The sequence below is a fragment of the Umezawaea sp. Da 62-37 genome, assembly GCF_032460545.1.
Lineage (GTDB): Bacteria > Actinomycetota > Actinomycetes > Mycobacteriales > Pseudonocardiaceae > Umezawaea.
Map to the genome: position 1 here is coordinate 6,841,300 of NZ_CP135965.1, position 18,400 is coordinate 6,859,699.

Here is an 18,400-nt window from a genome sequence, read left to right on the forward strand (position 1 = left end):
GTCAGTCCGCGGTGAGGTTGGCGGTCAACCGGCGCAGCGAGACGCGCAGCCGCTCGACCTCGGCCTCGGGCAGTCCCATCGCGTCGCCGATGGACGCGGGCACGTCGCGGGCGGCCTCGCGCATGGCGTCGCCCTCGGGGGTCAGGGCGACCTGCACCGAACGCTCGTCGTCGGTCCGCCGCCGCCGGGTGATCAGGGCCGCCGACTCCAGCCGCTTGAGCAGCGGCGTCAACGTGCCGTAGTCGAGCTGGAGGGCGTCGCCGAGGTCCTTGACGGGCATGGGCCCGCGGTCCCACAGGGCGACCATGACCAGGTACTGGGGGTAGGTCAGCCCCAGGTCGCGCAGCAGCGGGCGGTAGGCGGCGGTCACGGCCCTGGAGGCCGCGTACAGCGCGAAGCACAGCAGGTCGTCGACCGGCGACACCTGCTCGTCGGGCACGGCGTTCACGTGGTCACCCCCTTCCTGTTCGCCCTCATGGTGCCACGTGTGCCATTAGTCGCCACACAACTAACTTGCGCACAACTTAAACGCGCGCTAGCTTCTTGTCAGGCAGCACCGATCGAAGGAGAGCAACGATGAGCAGCACCCCCACCGTCGTCCTGGTCCACGGCGCGTTCGCGGACGCCTCCAGCTGGGCCGCGGTCGTCGAGCGCCTGCGGGCGCAGGGCGTCGAGGCGCTCGCCGTGGGCAACCCGCTGCGCGGCCTCACCCACGACGGCGAGTACGTGGCGAGCGTCGTCAGCCAGATCGACGGCCCGGTGGTCCTGGTCGGCCACTCCTACGGCGGCCCGGTCATCACCTACGCGGGCACCAGGGCCGACAACGCGAAAGCGCTCGTGTTCGTCGCCTCGTTCGGCGTCGACAAGGGCGACAGCGCGCTCGGCTCGGTGGCGGAGTTCCCCGAGGTCGAGCTGGCCACCTCGCTCGTCCCGCGCCAGTACCCCTCCGGTGACGGCACCGACACCGAGTTCACGATTCGCGAGGACGCCTTCGCCAGCGTCTTCGGCGCGGACCTCCCGGCCGAGGTCACGGCCGTCGCCGCGGTCAGCCAGCGCCCGGTGGCGCAGGCCGCGCTCGGCGAGCCGCTCGGCATCGAGCCCGCGTGGAAGACCCTGCCCTCGTGGTTCGCCGTGGCGACCTCCGACAACGCCGTCCACCCGGACTCGCAGCGCGCCGCCGCCAAGCGCCTCGGCGCCACGACCGTCGAGGTCGAGGGCGGCTCGCACTCCATCGCCGCGTCCCGTCCGGACGAGGTCGCGAACCTGGTCCTCGAAGCCGTGCGCTCGCTCGGCTGACCCGACCGCCGGACCAGGGGGCCCGCCTCGCCAGGCGGGCCCCCTTCCGCGCGTCCGGGTTCCGCTGTGGACGCCCGGCGGTCCATCGGGGCCCGATCCACTGTGGATGCGCTGGCCACGCGCCCGCGCGCGTCCCGACCCCGATGTGACCTGGGCAACGCGGGCGCGGGGCAGTCCTCCCCCGACATGTCGTCGCCGATAGCGCGGTCTACGATCCGGTGAGCCACTGGGCGGTCCTCGCCGTTCGCTGGCGCCCGAACGACGTTGGTCCCACCAAGGCCACCATGTAGGTGAACAGTGCAGGAGGCACCGTGACGGCCGTAGTTCCGCAGCCGATCGCTACGCGTCCTTTCCCGGCGCGCGAAGCGGTCAAGGGTTCGTTCCTGCTGCGGATGTTCCGCACCACGGACCACAAGCAGATCGGCATCCTCTACCTCGTCACGTCCTTCGCCTTCTTCATGGTGGGCGGCGCGATGGCCATGCTGATCCGCACCGAGCTGGCTCAGCCGGGGATGCAGTTCCTTTCCAGCGAGCAGTACAACCAGCTGTTCACCATGCACGGCACGGTGATGCTGCTGCTCTACGCGACCCCGATCGTCTTCGGTTTCGCCAACTTCATCCTGCCGCTGCAGATCGGCTCGCCCGACGTGGCGTTCCCGCGGCTCAACGCCTTCTCGTACTGGCTGTACCTGTTCGGCGGCCTGATCGTGATGTCGGGCTTCGTGACGCCCGGTGGCGCCGCCGACTTCGGCTGGTTCGCCTACACGCCGCTGAGCAACGCCATCCACTCGCCCGGCGTCGGCGCCGACCTGTGGATCGCGGGCCTGGTCATCGGTGGTCTGGGCACGATCCTCGGCGCGGTGAACATGATCACCACGGTGGTCTGCCTGCGCGCGCCCGGCATGACGATGTTCCGCATGCCGATCTTCACCTGGAACATCCTGGTGACGAGCATCCTCGTGCTGCTGGCGTTCCCGATCCTGACCGCGGCCCTGCTGGGCCTGCTGGCGGACAGGCACCTCGGCGCGCACGTGTTCGACCCGGCCAACGGCGGCGTGATCCTCTGGCAGCACCTCTTCTGGTTCTTCGGGCACCCGGAGGTCTACATCGTCGCCTTGCCGTTCTTCGGCATCGTGTCGGAGATCTTCCCGGTGTTCAGCCGCAAGCCGGTGTTCGGCTACAACGGCCTGGTCTACGCGACGCTGGGCATCGCGGCGCTGTCCGTGGCCGTGTGGGCGCACCACATGTACGCCACCGGCGCCGTGCTGCTGCCGTTCTTCGCGTTCATGACGTTCCTGATCGCGGTCCCGACCGGCGTGAAGTTCTTCAACTGGATCGGCACGATGTGGAAGGGGCAGCTGACCTTCGAGACGCCGATGCTGTTCTCCATCGGCTTCATCGTGACGTTCCTCTTCGGTGGCCTGTCCGGCGTGCTGCTGGCCGCCCCGGCGATCGACTTCCACGTGTCGGACACGTACTTCGTCGTCGCGCACTTCCACTACGTGCTCTACGGCACCATCGTGTTCGCTACGTTCGCGGGCATCTACTTCTGGTTCCCGAAGATCACCGGCCGGATGCTCGACGAGCCGCTGGGCAAGCTGCACTTCTGGACCACGTTCCTCGGCTTCCACGCGACGTTCCTCGTCCAGCACTGGCTGGGCAACGAGGGCATGCCGCGCCGGTACGCCGACTACCTGGCCAGCGACGGCTTCACCACGCTGAACACGGTCTCCACGATCGGCGCGTACATCCTCGGCGCCTCGACGCTCCCGTTCATCTGGAACGTCTTCAAGAGCTACCGGTACGGCGAGATCGTCGAGGTCGACGACCCGTGGGGCTTCGGCAACTCGCTGGAGTGGGCCACCTCGTGCCCGCCGCCGCGGCACAACTTCACCGAGCTGCCCCGGATCCGCTCCGAGCGCCCGGCGTTCGAGCTGCACTACCCGCACATGATCGAGCGCATCCACAACGAGGCGCACGTGACGTTCACCGGCAAGACCATCCCGCACGAGGAGGCCACCCCGGCCCTCTCCGAGATGGCGACGAACGTCGTGGAATCCGGTACGGCCTCCGGCGCCGCCGAGCCCGACCACAAGTAACCTGAGCGCAGGTTCAACGTCGAGCCCCGACAGCCACCACGGCTGTCGGGGCTCTTCGCATTCCGGAGGAGTCCAGTGAACAAGGCCAAGGCCACACCAGTGCTGATCACGGTCACCGGACCGGACAAACCGGGGGTCTCCTCGGTGCTGTTCGCGGTGCTGACCAGGCACGGGGTGGACGTGCTCGACGTCGAGCAGGTGGTCATCCGGGGTCGACTGGTCCTGGGCGTGCTGGTCGAGGCCGACCACGACCCCGAGGGGCTCCAGGAGTCCGTCGAGCAGGCCATGGCGACGGTCTCCATGCAGGTGGAGATCGAGCTGGGCGCGGACTCCAAGCGCACCGCGCGGCTGGAGTCGAGCCACGTGCTGATCGTGCTCGGCCGCCCGGTGACCGCGCGCGCGTTCACCGAGGTCGCGCGCAGGCTGGCGTCGCTCGGCGTGAACATCGACGCGATCCGCGGCGTCGCCGACTACCCGGTGACCGGCTTGGAGCTGCGGGTCTCCGTAGCCGCGGACACCCCCGAGAGCGACGCCGAGCTGCGGAGCGCGCTCGCCGACGTGTCGGTGCGGGTGGGTCTGGACGTGGCGGTGGAACGCGCGGGGCTGGCCCGCCGGGCGAAGCGCCTCGTGGTGTTCGACGTCGACTCCACGCTCATCCAGGGCGAGGTCATCGAGATGCTGGCCGCGCACGTCGGCTGCGAGGACAAGGTCCGCGAGATCACCGATGCCGCGATGCGCGGCGAACTGGACTTCACCGAGTCGCTGCGCCGCCGCGTCGCCCTGCTGGAGGGGCTGCCGGAGGCCGTGCTGGACGAGGTCGGCGCGAACCTGGAGCTGACTGCGGGCGCGCGCACCACGATCCGCACCCTCAAGCGGCTCGGGTTCCACTGCGGCGTCGTGTCGGGCGGGTTCACCAGGGTCATCCAGGGGCTGGTCGAGGAGCTGTCGCTCGACTTCTGCGCGGCCAACGAGCTGGAGGTCGTCGACGGCAAGCTGACCGGCCGGGTGCTCGGCGACGTGGTCGACCGGGCGGGCAAGGCCGTGGCGCTGCGCCGGTTCGCCGCGCAGGTCGACGTGCCGCTCGCGCAGTGCGTGGCGGTCGGCGACGGCGCCAACGACATCGACATGCTCGGCACCGCGGGCCTCGGCGTGGCGTTCAACGCGAAGCCCGCGCTGCGCGAGGTGGCCGACACCGCGCTGTCCCACCCCTTCCTCGACGCCGTGCTGTTCGTGCTGGGCGTGACCAGGGGCGAGGTCGAGGCCGCCGACGCGGCGGACGGGTTGGAGATGGAACGGCTGTGAACGGGGTACTGGACCTGCTGGTCGGTCGCAGCTACTCGGCCGAGGAGGAGGACCCGGCGCTGGTGCGCGCCATGCCCGTGGTGCTGCGCATCGAACGCGCCACGCCGCCGGGCCGCACCGCGATCCTGGAAGCCGCCGCCGCGGCCGCCATCGCGGTCTGCCTCGACCCGCGCGCCGAGGCGGAGGGGGAGTGGCACGACGAGGTCGTGACGTGGATCCACGGCCGGATCCGCAAGATCAGCCGCCGTGCCCGCGGCGGGCACTGGGAGGCCGTGCAGGCCCTGCCCGGTGTGACGATTTCCGTGGACGGCGCCGAGGCCCGAGCGCTCGTGCCCGGCCTGGTCGTAGAGGCGCCCAAGGAGCTGAGCCGGTTGCAGATCTCCGGCAGCGAACTGCCCGAGGACGAACCCGGCCCGGTCCCGGCGGGGGTGCCCGTGCTGTGGCTGAACCCGAAAGTGCCCATGACCGCGGGGAAAGCGGCGGCGCAGGTCGGCCACGGGACGATGCTGCTCGCGCCGACGCTGTCCGCGGGGCAGCTGGAAACCTGGGCCGCCAACGACTTCCGCACCGCCGTCCGCACGCCGTCCGCGCGGCGCTGGGACTCGCTGCTGGCGGCGGGCGCGGTTTCCGTGCGGGACGCGGGGTTCACCGAGGTCGCACCGGGCACCACGACGGTCATCGCGGAGTGGACGGGTGTTTGAGCTGTCCGAATCGGGGTAAAGACGAGGTGTGGGCCTATTCGACACGCTCGACGACCGCCTCGGTGACCAGCTGGAGGGTGTGCTGTGCGCGCACCACGACCGGCGCCTGACGAAACTGGGCTGGGGAGAGGTGCTGGGCGACGGCGCCACGGGGTGGTTCTCACCCAGGGCGCCGATCCGGCACGGCAACCGGGTCCGGGTGCTGCTGGACGGTTCGGAAGCCCTCCCGATCATCGCGAAGGCGATCGAGGAGGCCCGTTCCCAAGTCCACATCGCCAGCTGGCACGCGAACCCCGACTTCAAGCTGAGCCGCGAGCCCGGCGAACCCACGTTCAGCGAACTGCTCACCACCGTGGCCGACCGCGTGCCGGTCCGGCTGCTGCTGTGGGCGGGCCCGCCGTTCCCGATGTTCGAGCCGACCCGCAAACGCGTGCTGGGCAACAAGAAGGCCTTCACCGAGAACAGCGCCGTGCAGTGCGTGCTCGACGCCCGTGAGCGCTCGATGCACTGCCACCACGAGAAGATCGTGGTCATCGACGACGAGATCGCGTTCGTGGGCGGCATCGACTTCACCGACCTCGAGGGCGACCGCCACGACAGCCACGAGCACCCGGCGGAGCGCCCCATCGGTTGGCACGACCACAGCTCGCGCATCGAGGGGCCCGCCGTGGCCGACGTGGCCGAGCACTTCCGCAGCCGGTGGACCGAGGTGGCGGGCCAGGAACTGCCGGAACCGAAGGTCCAGACCCCTGCGGGCACGTCGTCCGTCCAGATCACGCGCACGGTGCCGGAGCGGAACTACGACTTCGCCCCGCGCGGCGAGTTCACCATCCTCGACTCCTACATGCGCGCCCTGCGGAGCGCGGAACACCTGGTGTACCTGGAGAACCAGTTCCTCTGGTCGCCGGAGATCACCGAGATCCTGATCGACAAGCTGAAGAACCCGCCGAGCGAGGACTTCCGCGTCGTGCTGGTGCTGCCCCGCAAGCCGAGCAACGGATCCGACACGACCCGCGGGCAGCTGGGCAGGTTGATCGACGCCGACGGCGGCAACCGCCGCCTCGTCGCGTCCACCATCGAGACCCACGACGGTGAGCGCACCACGCAGGTGTACGTGCACGCCAAGCTCGGCATCGTGGACGACCGCTGGCTCACGGTCGGTTCGGCCAACCTCAACGAGCACTCGCTGTTCAACGACACCGAGGTCAACATGGTCACCGACGACCCGGCCGTCGCCCGCGACACCAGGCTCCGCCTCTGGTCGGAACACCTGCAACGCCCGATCCGCGAGATCGACGGCAACCCGGCCGAGGTCGTCGACCACATCTGGCGGCCGTCGATGGAGGGCAAGGGCAGGCTGACCGAGCTGCCCGGCGTCTCCCGCCGGGCAGGCAGGTTGCAGGGGCCGCTGCGCGGGTTGCTGGTGGACGGGTAGAGCTACTTCTTCTCGTCCACGGCAGCGTCCAACCGCTTCAGCGCGGCCCGCACGACCTCGGGGTCGTAGGTGGTCCAGTACGGCGGCAGCGACGCCCGCAGGAACCCGCCGTACCGGGCCGTCGCCAGCCTGGGGTCGAGGATCGCGACGACGCCCTTGTCGTTCATCGACCGCAGCAGCCTGCCCGCGCCCTGGGCCAGCAGCAGTGCCGCGTGCGTGGCCGCGACCGTCAGGAACCCGTTGCCGCCGCGCTCCGACACGGCCTTCTGCCGCGCCGACGCCAGCGGGTCGTCGGGGCGCGGGAACGGAATCCGGTCCATGATCACGAGTTGCAGCGACGGGCCCGGCACGTCGACGCCCTGCCACAGCGACAGCGTGCCGAACAGGCAGCTGCGCTGGTCCTCGGAGAACTTCTTGACCAGCTGCCCGGTCGCGTCGTCGCCCTGGCAGTACACGGTGTACTCCAGCTTGTCCCGCAACGCCTCCGCCGCGGACTTGGCCGCCCGCATGGACGAGAACAGGCCCAGCGTGCGCCCGCCCGCGGCGTTGACCAAGCCCTCGATCTCGTCCACGTAGGACGGCGGCAGGCCGTCGCGGCCGGGGGGCGGCAGGTGCCTCGCCACGTAGAGGATTCCGCTGCTGCCGTGCTGGAACGGCGACCCGACGTCGAGGCCGGTCCACCGCGGGCCCGACGTGTCGGACGGCGGTTCCTTGTCGGTCGCGGTGCCCTCCGCCTTGCGCACGGTGGAGGACGCGGGCAGGCCCCACTGGCGGGCCAGGGTGTCGAACGTGCCGCCGAGGGTCAGCGTCGCCGAGGTCAACACGGTGGTGCGCTTGCCGAACAGCCGTTCCCGCAGCAGCCCGCCCACACCGAGCGGGGCGACCCGCAGCGTCGGCGCGCGGCCGCGGTCGGCGAAGTCGCCGGACACCCACACGACATCGCGCTCCTCGTCGAACGCGTCGAGGACGCGCACCGCGCCGTCGTGCACCTCCTCCAGCAGCGACAGCGCGAGCTTGCGCGAGGTGGCGCCCTCGACGTCCTCCTTGCGCTCCGGCCCGATCGACGCCACGCACGCGTGCGCCGCGTCCCGCAGCGCCGCCAGCGTCGTCGCGAGCGCGCGGGGCAGCTCGTCCAAGCGCCCGACCGGCATGTCCTCCAGCAGCATCGCCAACCCGTCGCCCGCCTCGGCCATGCGGTCCGCCACGTCCTGGTCGATCAGCCTGCCGCACCGCCGCGCGGCCGACGAGATGGCCGCCGCGCTGAGCTCCTCGGTCGCCACGGACGTCACGCGGTCCACCAGGTCGTGCGCCTCGTCGATCACGACCACGTCGTGCTCGGGCAGCACCTGGTAGCCCTCGATGGCGTCGATCGCGAGCATCGCGTGGTTGGTCACCACCACGTCCGCCTTGCCCGCCTCCGCCCGCGCCTTCTCGGCGAAGCAGTCGACCCCGATCGGGCACTTGGCCACGCCGAGGCACTCGCGGGCCGTGACGGACACCTGCCGCCAGGCCTGCTCGGAGACACCGGGCACCAGTTCGTCGCGGTCGCCGGTCTCCGTGTCAGACGACCACTCGTGCAGCCGCTTCACCTCGCGCCCCAGCCGCGACACCGCGAACGGGTCGAACAGCGCGCCGTCGTCGGGCTCGTCCGGGGCGCCGGAGTGCAGCCGGTGCATGCACAGGTAGTTGCGCCTGCCCTTGAGGATCGCGAAGTTCGGCTCGCGCCCCAGTTCCCCCTTCAGCGCCTTCGCCAGCCGCGGCAGGTCCCGGTCCACCAGTTGCCGCTGCAACGCGATCGTGGCCGTCGAGACGACGACCGTCGCCTCCTCCGCGACCGCGTGCCTCAGCGCGGGAACGAGGTACGCCAACGACTTCCCGGTCCCGGTGCCCGCCTGCACGGCCAGGTGCTCACCGGTGCGGATCGAGTGGTCGACCGCCTCGGCCATGTCGACCTGCCCCTGGCGCTCGGCTCCGCCCACCGACTCCACGGCGGTGGCGAGCAGCGTGCGGGTGTCGGGGATCGCGGTGGTGGCGGGCACACCGGAGAAGGTACCCGGAGGCACCGTCGGTTTCGCGCACGCACCGGTCGCGGGCCTAGCGGAACTTGCGCACCAGCGCCCAGCCCGCGGGCAGCAGCCCGGCGGCCAGGGCGACCTTCAGCGCGTCGCCCAGCAGGAACGGCACGACGCCGATCGCCAGCGCGTCGACGAAGCCCACGTTCGCGGCGGCCATCAGCCACGGCACGCCGAAGGCGTAGATGACGAGGCTGCCGAGCACCATCGTGCCCACCGTGCGCACCGGCGTGCGGTCACCGCCGCGACCCGCCAGCGTGCCGACCAGCGCCCCGGCGAACACGAACCCGACCACGTAGCCGAGCGACGCCGTCGCACCGGCCGCGCCGCCCTGGAACCACGGCACGCCGGACACCCCGGCGATCAGGTACAGGAGCATCGACGTGGCCCCGCGCTGCCAGCCGAGGGACGCGCCCACCAGCAGCGCGGCGAACGTCTGCCCTGTGATCGGCACGGGGCTGCCGGGAACCGGGAACGCGACCTGGGCGGCGAGCCCGGTGATCACGGCCCCGCCGATGACCATCGCGACGTCGCGCGCGATCGAACCGGGGACGAAGTCGGCCAGGACCGCCCTGCGGGGAATGGCGAGAACGGACACGGAGACCTCCCGGTGGATCGTGGCAATCCAAGCAGGTTAACCGGGTTTTCCCGCGCTGATGCCCTGTCCACATCGACAAGTCGCGAACCTCACGCCCGGCGCGCCACCGTGATCAGCCCCGGACCGGACTCCGACACCGGCCCGCGGGCCCAGTCCCCGTAGCGCTCGGTGACCGCCGGCCCCGCCTCGTGGAGGAACCCGTCCGGCCGTTCGGCGGACCGGAACCGCGGACCGCCCCGGCTGACCTGCGGTTCCGGCCACGGCGGCCCGCTGGAGGTCTCGCGCAGCCGCACCACGTCGCCGACCGGTTCGGCGTCGTGCCCGATCCGCACGGTCACGCCGTCCCCGCCCGCCTCGGTGCCGTTTCCGGCGTCCCACCGCTCCCACGCCCGCGCGGCCGGGTTCGGGTTCTCGAACGCGAACCGGTCGGAGGTGTCGGCCATCGGGCCGGGTTATTCGGTTGCGCCCGTTGTTACCTTGGAATTTCGGCCCCTTGAGCATCGAGGAGATGACGTGCCCCGGAAGACCTGTGTTGCGCCGGTTCCGCTCGCGAAGACCGAACACAGGGGACAAGCACGCCATGAAGACCGTGAACATCGGGATCCTCGCCCATGTTGACGCCGGGAAGACCAGCCTGACCGAACGGCTGCTGCACGCCACGGGGGTCATCGACCACGTGGGCAGCGTCGACCGCGGCGACACCCAGACCGACACGGGTGAGGTGGAGCGCCGTCGCGGCATCACCATCCGCTCGGCCGTCGTCGCGTTCACCGTCGGCGACGTCAAGGTCAACCTCATCGACACCCCCGGCCACCCCGACTTCATCTCCGAGGTCGAACGGGCCCTCGCCGTGCTCGACGGCGTCATCCTGGTCATCTCCGCCGTGGAGGGCGTCCAGGCCCACACCAGGCTGCTCATGCGCACCCTGGTGAAGCTCGGCCTGCCCGTGCTGCTGTTCGTGAACAAGATCGACCGCGGCGGCGCCCGCTACGCCGACCTGCTCACCTCCATCCGCACCGCCCTCACCCCGGCGCTCGTGCCGATGTGCACCGTCACCGACCTCGGCACCCGCCGCGCCCGCCCGGTTCCCCGTGGCTTCGCCGCCGACCTCGCCGAGCACGACGACACGTTCCTCGCGCGCTACCTCGACACCACGCTCACCTACGACGACTGCCGCGCCGAGCTGGCCAGGCAGTCCCGCACCGCCCACCTGCACCCCGTCTTCTTCGGCTCGGCCGTCACGGGCGCGGGCATCCCCGGCCTCGTCGACGCCATCACCCGCTACTTCCCGGTCAACCACCCCGCGCCCGACCTGCGCGCCACGGTGTTCAAGATCGACCGCGACGGCACCGCCTACGTGCGCCTGCACTCCGGCTCACTGGCCGCGCGCGCCAAGGTCGACCACTACCGTGGCGACGTGGTCTCCACCGGCCGCCTGACCAGCGTTTCAGTCTTCTCGCACGGTTCCCGCACGGTCGACGGCGTCGCGGGCACCGGCGAGATCGCCAAGATCCGCGGCCTGCGCGACCTCCGCATCGGCGACCAGCTGGGCACCCCGTACGCCTTCACCGACCACCGGTTCTTCGCCCCGCCGACGTTGGAGACCGTCGTCCACTCCCCGGCTCCGGGCCTGTACGACGCACTGGTCCAACTGTCCGCGCAGGACCCGTTCATCAACGTCCGCAAGGGCTCCGACATCGTCGTTTCGCTCTACGGCGAGGTCCAGAAGGAAGTCATCGCCGACACCCTCCTGCACGACTACGCCATCCCCGCCACGTTCTCCCCGACCAGCGTCATCTGCGTCGAACACCCGACGGGAACCGGCTCGGCCCTGCGCGAGATGGGCGCGGACAACCCCTTCGTCGCCACCATCGGCCTCCGCGTGGACCCCTGGCCAACCCGCGCCTACGCCCTGGAAGTCGAACTGGGCTCCCTGCCGCTCGCCTTCCACAAGGCCATCGAGGACACGGTGTTCCTGACCCTCGCCCAGGGCCAGCACGGCTGGGCCGTCCACAACATCCGCGTCACCCTCACCCACTGCGCCTACTCCAGCCCCGTCACCGTCGCCGCCGACTTCCGCGGGCTGACGCCGTTGGTGCTCATGGACGCTCTGCGCCTCGCGGGCACCACGGTGCTGGAACCGGTCGCGCACTTCGACCTGGAGGTGCCCGTCGACACCACCAGCGCGGTGTTGGCCTCGCTGACCGCCCACGGCGCTGTTCCGGAGTCGGTGAACGGGCCGTTGATCGAGGGCACGATCCCGTTGCGCAGGGTGCAGGCGTTCACCCACCTGCTGCCGGGGCTGAGCCGTGGTGAGGGGGTGCTGGTCAGCCGGTTCGACAGCTACCAGCCGCTAGGCGGTGCTAGGCCTCCCAGCCCTGCTCCTGCGCGACGTTGAGGAGCCGCTTGGCCGGCCGTCATCCCCGCCGCGTCCGATGTGATGCCGGTGGCAGTCGACCACCGGGTCGCAGGGGAAGTGCGTCCTCAGAGCTGAATTGGCATCGAACTCCACTCCGGGGACTCGGCGGGATGCCCATCGGCCAGTTCATGAGCGCCCATGAGCTTGACGGCGTCGCGGTAGCCGAACGTGGTCGTACCACCCCGGTTGAAGATCAGCTGTGGACCGTTTCCCGTCAGCCATCGGGGAAAGCCCGAAAGAGGTACCGACTGGCCATCGGCTGCTCCTATCACGAACGAAACCCCCGGATCGGGTGGCTCAATGCGAAAAATTCGAGCTAACGGGTCCACTTTGGGTGTCACCCGCTGGGCGATCCGGGTGTAGGCCATCACTCCTTACGGTCAGCAACCCTTAATACGACGGTGTGTCCGCCGATGGGTAATTGCGCCACCGAGTTGTGGCGAGCGCTGCCCCGGTCGTGACCCGAACTCGGATCACCCCTGTCCGGGGACGTGGATGGAAAAGGAGGTGCGCCGCGTGCCCGTCCCGATCGGTCGTCGACTCCGACCGGATGAGGAGCACGCGTCGCACGAGGTCCCCGGCAGCGGGGTCGCCATCGGCACGGGTGCCGGGTCGCTCGCCGCGACCGGCGCGAACGCGACGTGGTGGATCGCCGCCGCACTGGTGCTGCTGGTGGCGGGCGGCCTCCTCCTGCGCACGACCCGCAGGCGCGAGGCCGCGCACGAATCCCGGTAGCCCGCTGGCTTCCCGGCCGGATCGCCCCGTCCGGCAGGGAAGCCAGCACCCCTGGAAGGAGAACGGTGACCAAGGAAATCCTGCTGCTGGCCGGAACGAGGCCCGAGGCGGTGAAGATCGCGCCGGTCGCGCTCGCGCTGGCGGACCACGCGGTGCTGCGGCCGCTGATCGTCCACAGTGGACAGCACGCCGACATGGTCGGTCAGGCGCTGGAGGCGTTCGGCCTCGCGCCGGACGTGGCGCTGGAGGTGCCGAGGGCGGGTGGCGGTCAGGCCGAGCTGATCGCGGGCCTGCTGCCCCGGTTCGACCGCGTGCTCGCCGAACACGCGCCTGCCGCCGTCGTGGTGCAGGGCGACACGGCGACCGCGCTGGCGGGCGCGCTGGCCGCGTTCTGGCGCGGGATCCCGGTGGCGCACCTGGAAGCGGGCCTGCGCACCCGTGACCTCGCCGGGCCGTTCCCCGAGGAGGGGACCCGGCAGATGATCTCCCGGATCGCGTCCCTGCACCTCGCGCCGACCGACGAGGCGGCCGGCGCGCTCAGCGCGGAACGCCCGCCGGGCAGCGACATCGTGGTCACCGGCAACACCGTCGTCGACGCCGTGCTCCGCGTCGCCGCGGCCGGGCTGCCCGCCAAGGACCCCGACCTGGCCGCGCTGGAGGAGGGGCTCGACGCGACCGGCGGCAGGCTCGTGCTGGTCACGGTGCACCGCCGGGAGTCCTGGGGCGCGCCGCTGCACCGGGTGCTGGGCGCCGTGAGGTCCATCGCCGACCGCCACCCCGACGTGCGGATCCTGCTGCCCGCGCACCCGAACCCGATGGTCCGCGCGCAGGTCCAGGAGGTGCTCGGGGGCCACCGCGGCGTCGTGATCACCGAGCCGCTGGCCTACTCCGACCTGGTGCGCGCGCTGGCCCGCGCCGCGCTGGTGCTCACCGACTCCGGCGGCATCCAGGAGGAGGCGCCGTCGTTCGGCGTGCCGGTGCTGGTGCTGCGCGACTCGACCGAGCGGATGGCCGCCGTGGAGGCGGGCGGCGCGTGGCTCGTCGGCACCGACCCGACCCGGATCCTCGCCGAGGCGGGCTGGGTCCTCGGCTCCCGCCTGCGCCTCCCGCTGGGCCGCAACCCCTTCGGCGACGGGCTCGCCGCGGGCCGGGTGCGGGCCGCCCTGGAGCGGATGCTCGGGCTGGTGCCCGTCACCAGGCCGATCCGCTGGCGCGACCAGCTGGTCGTCAGCGGGTGAGTACACCGTCAACTTCCGGCCCTTGTGCCCGCAAAGGTGGGTGGTCATCCGGGTAATCCGAGAACGCGTTCCGTGACGAGCAGCTCGCTGTGCTCTCGGTCGGGTACTGCATGTACCCCAACGAGTGACATGGGGTGCCGAGCTGTCACCGGCGGGCCCATCCCGATGGAGGGTGGAGCCGCCGGTGTTCGGCGTTGCGGACCCGGCGGGAGATTTCTTGGAAGGGGAGCACCAGATGAACAGCACCACGGCGCACCGCGCGGGATTGGTGGCGGTCGGACTCGTCACCGGGCTCGTCGTGTCCGCGGCACCCGCGTTGGCCGCGGGTCCGGCCGGGATCGCCTCGGTGGGTTTCGTCGACTTCACGAAGGACGGGAAGCGGGTCTCGCTGCCGACCCAGGCGCCCTGCGCGGTCGACGGCGCCACGTCGAACTCCGCGGCCGCCGCGGACGAGCAGCCGGGGCTCAGGTTCGGCGGCGGCACCTCGTCGTGCACGACCAGGGCCGTCGACGGCGACCGCACCGAGACGACGTCGGAGGCCACCGGCCAGGGGTTCGAGCTCTCGGCGCTGATGTCCGAGGGCGGGCCGCGGCTCAAGATCGGCTCGTGGCACGCCGTCTGCGTCGGCAAGGAGTCGGGCACCGACGCGGGCTGGAAGCTCGACGCCATCTCCGGCTTCAGCGGCCTGCCGAGCGAGATCCCCGGCAACTACGTGCACCAGGTCAAGAACTCGAAGGACGTCGTGCTGGCGAACGTGACCTTCAGCGAGGTCGTGCTGCCCGAGCCGAACGACGGCGGCATCGGCATCAACGCCGTGCACTTCCGCTTCACGCCGGAGTCGGGCGTGACCGGGGAGATCGTGCTCGGCGCCGCCGCCTGCTCACCGACGCCCTAACCCGGCCGACGCCCCGGCCCAGCCGACACGGGCCCAGCCGACACCGGTTCAGCCGACGCGGGGGTCGCCGCGCAGCACGACCCCCGCCTCGCGCAACCGCCCCAGCGCGCTGTCCACGGTGTTCGCGGCCACGCCCGCGGTGAGGTCCAGCAGCACGGTCGTGGCGAACCCGGCCCGCGCCGCGTCGATCGCGGTGGCGCGCACGCAGTGGTCGGTGGCGATGCCGACCACGTCGACCTGGTCCACGTCGTGCACCCGCAGCCAGTCGGTGAGCTGCTCACCGGTGCCGCTGGTGCCCTCGAAGCCCGAGTACGCGGCCGCGTAGGCGCCCTTGGAGAACACCGCCTGCACCGCCGTGACGTCCAGTTCGGGGTGGAACGACGCCCCGGCCGTCCCGGCGACGCAGTGCACCGGCCAGGAGTCCACGTAGTCGGGCGTCTCGCTGAAGTGCCCGCCGGGATCCACGTGGTAGTCCCTGGTGGCCACGACGTGGTCGTAACCACCCGCGGCGATGTGCTCGGACACCGCCGCCGCGACGGCCGCACCGCCGGCCACCGCCAGCGATCCGCCCTCGCAGAAGTCGTTCTGCACGTCCACGACGATCAGCGCCTTGGTCACAAGCACTCCTTCACAGGAACGTGGTCGGGATCGCGGGTTCGCCGCGGGACAGCTTCAGGCCCTCCCACGGCACGCTGACGAGCGCCGCACGCAGCCGTTCGCGGCTCTCCGCCAGCGTGGCCACCCCGTCGGCCGGTTGTCCACCGCGCAACAGGGGGACGTGGAGCAGCCGGTCGTGCTCGTCGAGGTCGGGCTGCTCGTGGAACGGGAACACGACCTCCTCCAGCGAGGTGCCGGTGTCCTTGTGCTTGCGCAGCGCGCCCTTGCGACCGCCGCGCGACTCCTTGTGCGAACTGCGCTTCGCGACCGGCCGCCCGTCGACCTCCACGAGCTTGTAGACCATGCCCGCCGTCGGGGCGCCGGACCCGGTGACCAGCGAGGTCCCGACGCCGTAGGAGTCGACCGGCTCGGCGCGCAGCGCGGCGATCGAGTACTCGTCGAGGTCGCCGGACACCACGATGCGGGTGTTCTTGGCCCCCAGCGAGTCCAGCTGCTCACGGGCCTGGCGGGCGAGCACGCCGAGGTCGCCGGAGTCGATCCGCACCGCCCCCAGCCCCGGCCCCGCCGCCCGCACGGCCAGCTCGATGCCGTTGGTGATGTCGTAGGTGTCGACCAGCAGCGTGGTGTCCGCGCCCAGCGCCTCGACCTGGCTGCGGAACGCCGCCTCCTCGGTGTCGTGCAGCAGCGTGAAGGCGTGCGCGCACGTCCCCGCGGTCGGGATCCCGTGCCTGCGACCGGCCTCCAGGTTCGACGTCGCGGTGAACCCGGCCAGGTACGCGGCGCGCGCGGCGGCGACGGCGGCCTCCTCGTGCGTGCGCCGGGAGCCCATCTCGATCATCCGGCGGCCGTTGGCGGCGCCGACCATGCGGGCGGCGGCCGAGGCGATCGCGCTGTCGTGGTTGAGGATCGACAGCGCCAGCGTCTCCAGCACGACGCCGACGCCGAACGACGCCCGCACCTGGAGGATGGGGGAACCGGGGAAGTGCAGCTCGCCCTCGGGGTAGCCGTCGACCTCGCCGGTGAACTCGTAGTCCGCGAGCCACGCCAGCGTGCGGTCGTCGACCACACCCGCCTCGCCGAGCCGGGACAGCTCGGCCTCGCCGAAGCGGAAGTCGCGGATCGCGTCCAGCAGCCTGCCGGTGCCCGCGACCACGCCGTAGCGCCTGCCCTCCGGCAGCCTCCGGGCGAAGACCTCGAAGACGCACGGCCGGTCCGCCGTGCCGTCGCGCAACGCGGCGGCCAGCATCGTCAGCTCGTAGTGGTCGGTGAGCAGTGCGGTCGACATGAGCCGAGAGCCTAAGCGGGCCCCGCGCACATCCGCAGCGGAAAGCCCCTATGGGGTGCGCCACGGTCGGCCTGCCCCTCCGGGCGCCGCGCCCGCGTGGACCATGACACCATTGGCGGTATGACCACGCCCGTCGAGCATGAACGGACGCAGGTGGAGCCGGCAGGCGTGGAGGTCCGCGCCGAGGACAGACCATGGCAGGCCGTGGTCTGGAACGACCCGGTGAACCTGATGTCCTACGTGACGTACGTGTTCCAGAAGCTGTTCGGCTACAGCAGGGACAAGGCGACGAAGTTGATGTTGGACGTGCACCACAAGGGTCGGGCGATCGTGTCCTCGGGGACGAAGGACAAGGTCGAGGCGGACGTCGCGAAGCTGCACGCCGCCGGGCTCTGGGCGACCATGCAGCGCGCGTCGTGAAGAAGTGGAGCCGCGACGGGGACGTGGTCGTCGGCCGCTTCGACCGCCAGGAGGCGGCGGTGGTCCGCGGTCTGGTGAGCCAGATCCAGGACATGCTCCTGGCGCGCGCCGACGAGGCCCCGCAGGACGAGCTGTCCGAGCTGACCGGCATCCGCACGGGGCCGTCGACGGCGCCGGACGACCCGATCCTCGGCCGCCTGCTGCCCGACTTCCACCGGCTCGACCCGGACGCGCCCGACCCCGGTGACCTCGACTCGGCCGCCGCGCTGCGCTCGTTGCACGAGCCCGAGCTGCTCGACCTCAAGACCGGGGCCGCGGGGGTCGTGCTGGACACCTGCCCGTCCGAGGGCGGCGAGGTCCGGCTGCTGCCCGCGCAGGCCGAGGCGTGGCTCGCGTCCATCAACGACGTCCGGTTGGCGCTGGGCACCGCGCTGGACGTGAACGAGGACATGCCCGACGAGCTGCCGCCGGACGACCCGCGTTCGCCGCACCTGGGCGTCTACCACTGGCTGACCTGGGTGCAGGAGACGCTCATCGAAGCCGTCATGTCGTGATCCCCGGTGTGGCCGTAGGCCGCTCCGGCGGGGTCACCGTCGTGCTCGTGCCCGAGGGCGCGGTGGCGGGCGTGGACACCCGCGGCGCGCCGCTCGGCACGCGGGAGACCGACCTGCTCGACCCGCCGAACCTCGTCCAGCAGGTCCACGCCGTGTGCGTGGTCTCCGGTGGTTCGAGGGGACTGGCCGCCGTGGACGGCGTGGTCAGGTGGCTCGCCGAACGGCACCACGGCTTCCCGGTCGGCGCCGAGCCGCACGAGGTCGTGCCGCTCGTGCCCGCCGCGGCCGTGCCCGACTGCCCGCCGTCGACCTCCGCCGAGGGTTACGCGGCGTGCACGTCAGCGGTCGAGGTCGGCGCGTCCACCACGGTCGGCGACCACAGCGTCGGCGGATTCGCGCTGGCAGGCGTGGGTGTCGTGGTGACCGACGCGGCGCTCACCAAGGCCCAGTGCCGCCGCCTCGCCATGTCCGCCCACGACGGCCTCGTCCGCTCGGGCCACCGCGGCCCGGCCACCGTCTTCGCCCTCGCCACCGGCCACCGCACCCCGGCCTCCCCACCACAACTGGACACCCTCTGCACCACCGCCGCAGCCCTGCTCGAACCCCTCTAACCCTCGCGAGTCGAACCTCCAGACACCCCGTGTCGAACCTCCAGACACCCCGGGGTGCCGGGTGGGGGTGCCTGAGCGTTCGACACGGGGTGTCTGAGTGTTCGACTCGCGAGGGTTCTCAC

At 71.5% G+C, this 18,400-nt stretch carries 19 protein-coding genes; 12 read left to right on the forward strand and 7 right to left on the reverse strand.

What is annotated here, in order from left to right:
* Nucleotide 1: 1 nt before the first annotated feature.
* Complete coding sequence (locus RM788_RS31550; RefSeq protein ID WP_315934813.1) at nt 2–439, reverse strand: MarR family winged helix-turn-helix transcriptional regulator; 438 nt, start codon at nt 437–439, stop codon at nt 2–4.
* Between the two features lie 137 nt (nt 440–576).
* On the opposite strand from RM788_RS31550, the gene RM788_RS31555 reads away from it, so the two are divergent.
* The 5 genes from RM788_RS31555 (at nt 577) to RM788_RS31575 (ending at nt 6,833) form a co-directional block, all read left to right on the forward strand.
* Nucleotides 577–1,296: an alpha/beta fold hydrolase gene (locus RM788_RS31555; RefSeq protein ID WP_315921854.1), complete on the forward strand. Its 720-nt coding sequence runs from the start codon at nt 577–579 to the stop codon at nt 1,294–1,296.
* Between the two features lie 311 nt (nt 1,297–1,607).
* Nucleotides 1,608–3,395, forward strand: coding sequence for an aa3-type cytochrome oxidase subunit I (gene ctaD / locus RM788_RS31560; protein ID WP_315921856.1), 1,788 nt, complete (start codon nt 1,608–1,610; stop codon nt 3,393–3,395).
* A 75-nt stretch (nt 3,396–3,470) separates the two neighbouring features.
* Entirely contained in the window at nt 3,471–4,697 is a 1,227-nt protein-coding gene (serB, locus tag RM788_RS31565; RefSeq protein WP_315921858.1) for a phosphoserine phosphatase SerB, read from the forward strand.
* Nucleotides 4,694–5,398 carry a peptidyl-tRNA hydrolase gene (locus RM788_RS31570; protein ID WP_315921860.1) on the forward strand — a complete coding sequence of 235 codons (705 nt, stop codon included), beginning with the start codon at nt 4,694–4,696 and terminating at the stop codon, nt 5,396–5,398. Before serB ends, RM788_RS31570 begins: the two co-directional genes overlap by 4 nt.
* Nucleotides 5,399–5,426: 28 nt before the next feature.
* Nucleotides 5,427–6,833, forward strand: a complete 1,407-nt coding sequence (locus RM788_RS31575; RefSeq protein WP_315921862.1) for a phospholipase D-like domain-containing protein — start codon at nt 5,427–5,429, stop codon at nt 6,831–6,833.
* Between the two features lie 2 nt (nt 6,834–6,835).
* Here the strand turns inward: RM788_RS31575 and RM788_RS31580 are convergent, their stop codons facing one another.
* The 3 genes from RM788_RS31580 to RM788_RS31590 form a co-directional block, all read right to left on the reverse strand.
* On the reverse strand, nt 6,836–8,779 hold the full coding sequence (locus tag RM788_RS31580) for an ATP-dependent DNA helicase (RefSeq protein WP_315934814.1): 1,944 nt from the start codon (nt 8,777–8,779) through the stop codon (nt 6,836–6,838).
* 148 nt (nt 8,780–8,927) lie between these two features.
* Nucleotides 8,928–9,428, reverse strand: coding sequence for a biotin transporter BioY (locus RM788_RS31585; protein ID WP_399345147.1), 501 nt, complete (start codon nt 9,426–9,428; stop codon nt 8,928–8,930).
* A gap of 164 nt (nt 9,429–9,592) precedes the next feature.
* Complete coding sequence (locus RM788_RS31590) at nt 9,593–9,946, reverse strand: hypothetical protein (protein ID WP_315921866.1); 354 nt, start codon at nt 9,944–9,946, stop codon at nt 9,593–9,595.
* A gap of 137 nt (nt 9,947–10,083) precedes the next feature.
* Here RM788_RS31590 and RM788_RS31595 point away from each other — a divergent pair, with 137 nt between their 5' ends.
* Complete coding sequence (locus RM788_RS31595; protein WP_315921868.1) at nt 10,084–11,901, forward strand: GTP-binding protein; 1,818 nt, start codon at nt 10,084–10,086, stop codon at nt 11,899–11,901.
* Nucleotides 11,902–11,987: 86 nt separating this feature from the next.
* Here RM788_RS31595 and RM788_RS31600 read toward each other — a convergent pair whose 3' ends face one another.
* Complete coding sequence (locus tag RM788_RS31600; protein WP_315921870.1) at nt 11,988–12,290, reverse strand: hypothetical protein; 303 nt, start codon at nt 12,288–12,290, stop codon at nt 11,988–11,990.
* 148 nt (nt 12,291–12,438) lie between these two features.
* Here RM788_RS31600 and RM788_RS31605 point away from each other — a divergent pair, with 148 nt between their 5' ends.
* The 3 genes from RM788_RS31605 to RM788_RS31615 all read left to right on the forward strand — a co-directional run bounded on the left by RM788_RS31605 (nt 12,439) and on the right by RM788_RS31615 (nt 14,790).
* The gene (locus RM788_RS31605; protein ID WP_315921872.1) at nt 12,439–12,657 is read left to right on the forward strand and encodes an LAXTG motif-containing small protein; all 219 of its coding nucleotides are present in this window, start codon (nt 12,439–12,441) and stop codon (nt 12,655–12,657) included.
* Nucleotides 12,658–12,722: 65 nt separating this feature from the next.
* Nucleotides 12,723–13,895, forward strand: a complete 1,173-nt coding sequence (wecB, locus tag RM788_RS31610) for a non-hydrolyzing UDP-N-acetylglucosamine 2-epimerase (RefSeq protein WP_315921874.1) — start codon at nt 12,723–12,725, stop codon at nt 13,893–13,895.
* A gap of 235 nt (nt 13,896–14,130) precedes the next feature.
* Nucleotides 14,131–14,790: a hypothetical protein gene (locus RM788_RS31615; protein ID WP_315921876.1), complete on the forward strand. Its 660-nt coding sequence runs from the start codon at nt 14,131–14,133 to the stop codon at nt 14,788–14,790.
* Nucleotides 14,791–14,838: 48 nt separating this feature from the next.
* Here RM788_RS31615 and RM788_RS31620 read toward each other — a convergent pair whose 3' ends face one another.
* Entirely contained in the window at nt 14,839–15,408 is a 570-nt protein-coding gene (locus RM788_RS31620) for an isochorismatase family protein (protein WP_315921878.1), read from the reverse strand.
* Between the two features lie 10 nt (nt 15,409–15,418).
* Nucleotides 15,419–16,693 (reverse strand): nicotinate phosphoribosyltransferase, encoded by a 1,275-nt coding sequence (locus RM788_RS31625; RefSeq protein ID WP_315921880.1) that lies wholly within the window; start codon nt 16,691–16,693, stop codon nt 15,419–15,421.
* Nucleotides 16,694–16,813: 120 nt separating this feature from the next.
* Here RM788_RS31625 and clpS point away from each other — a divergent pair, with 120 nt between their 5' ends.
* Genes clpS through RM788_RS31640 form a run of 3 tightly spaced genes read left to right on the forward strand, consistent with a single transcriptional unit; the run spans nt 16,814 to nt 18,278 of the window.
* On the forward strand, nt 16,814–17,113 hold the full coding sequence (gene clpS / locus RM788_RS31630) for an ATP-dependent Clp protease adapter ClpS (RefSeq protein ID WP_106193709.1): 300 nt from the start codon (nt 16,814–16,816) through the stop codon (nt 17,111–17,113).
* The gene (locus RM788_RS31635) at nt 17,110–17,667 is read left to right on the forward strand and encodes a DUF2017 domain-containing protein (protein ID WP_315921883.1); all 558 of its coding nucleotides are present in this window, start codon (nt 17,110–17,112) and stop codon (nt 17,665–17,667) included. Before clpS ends, RM788_RS31635 begins: the two co-directional genes overlap by 4 nt.
* Nucleotides 17,664–18,278, forward strand: coding sequence for a P1 family peptidase (locus RM788_RS31640; protein ID WP_315921885.1), 615 nt, complete (start codon nt 17,664–17,666; stop codon nt 18,276–18,278). The genes RM788_RS31635 and RM788_RS31640 overlap by 4 nt, the downstream gene beginning before the upstream one ends.
* The last annotated feature ends 122 nt before the right edge of the window (nt 18,279–18,400 follow it).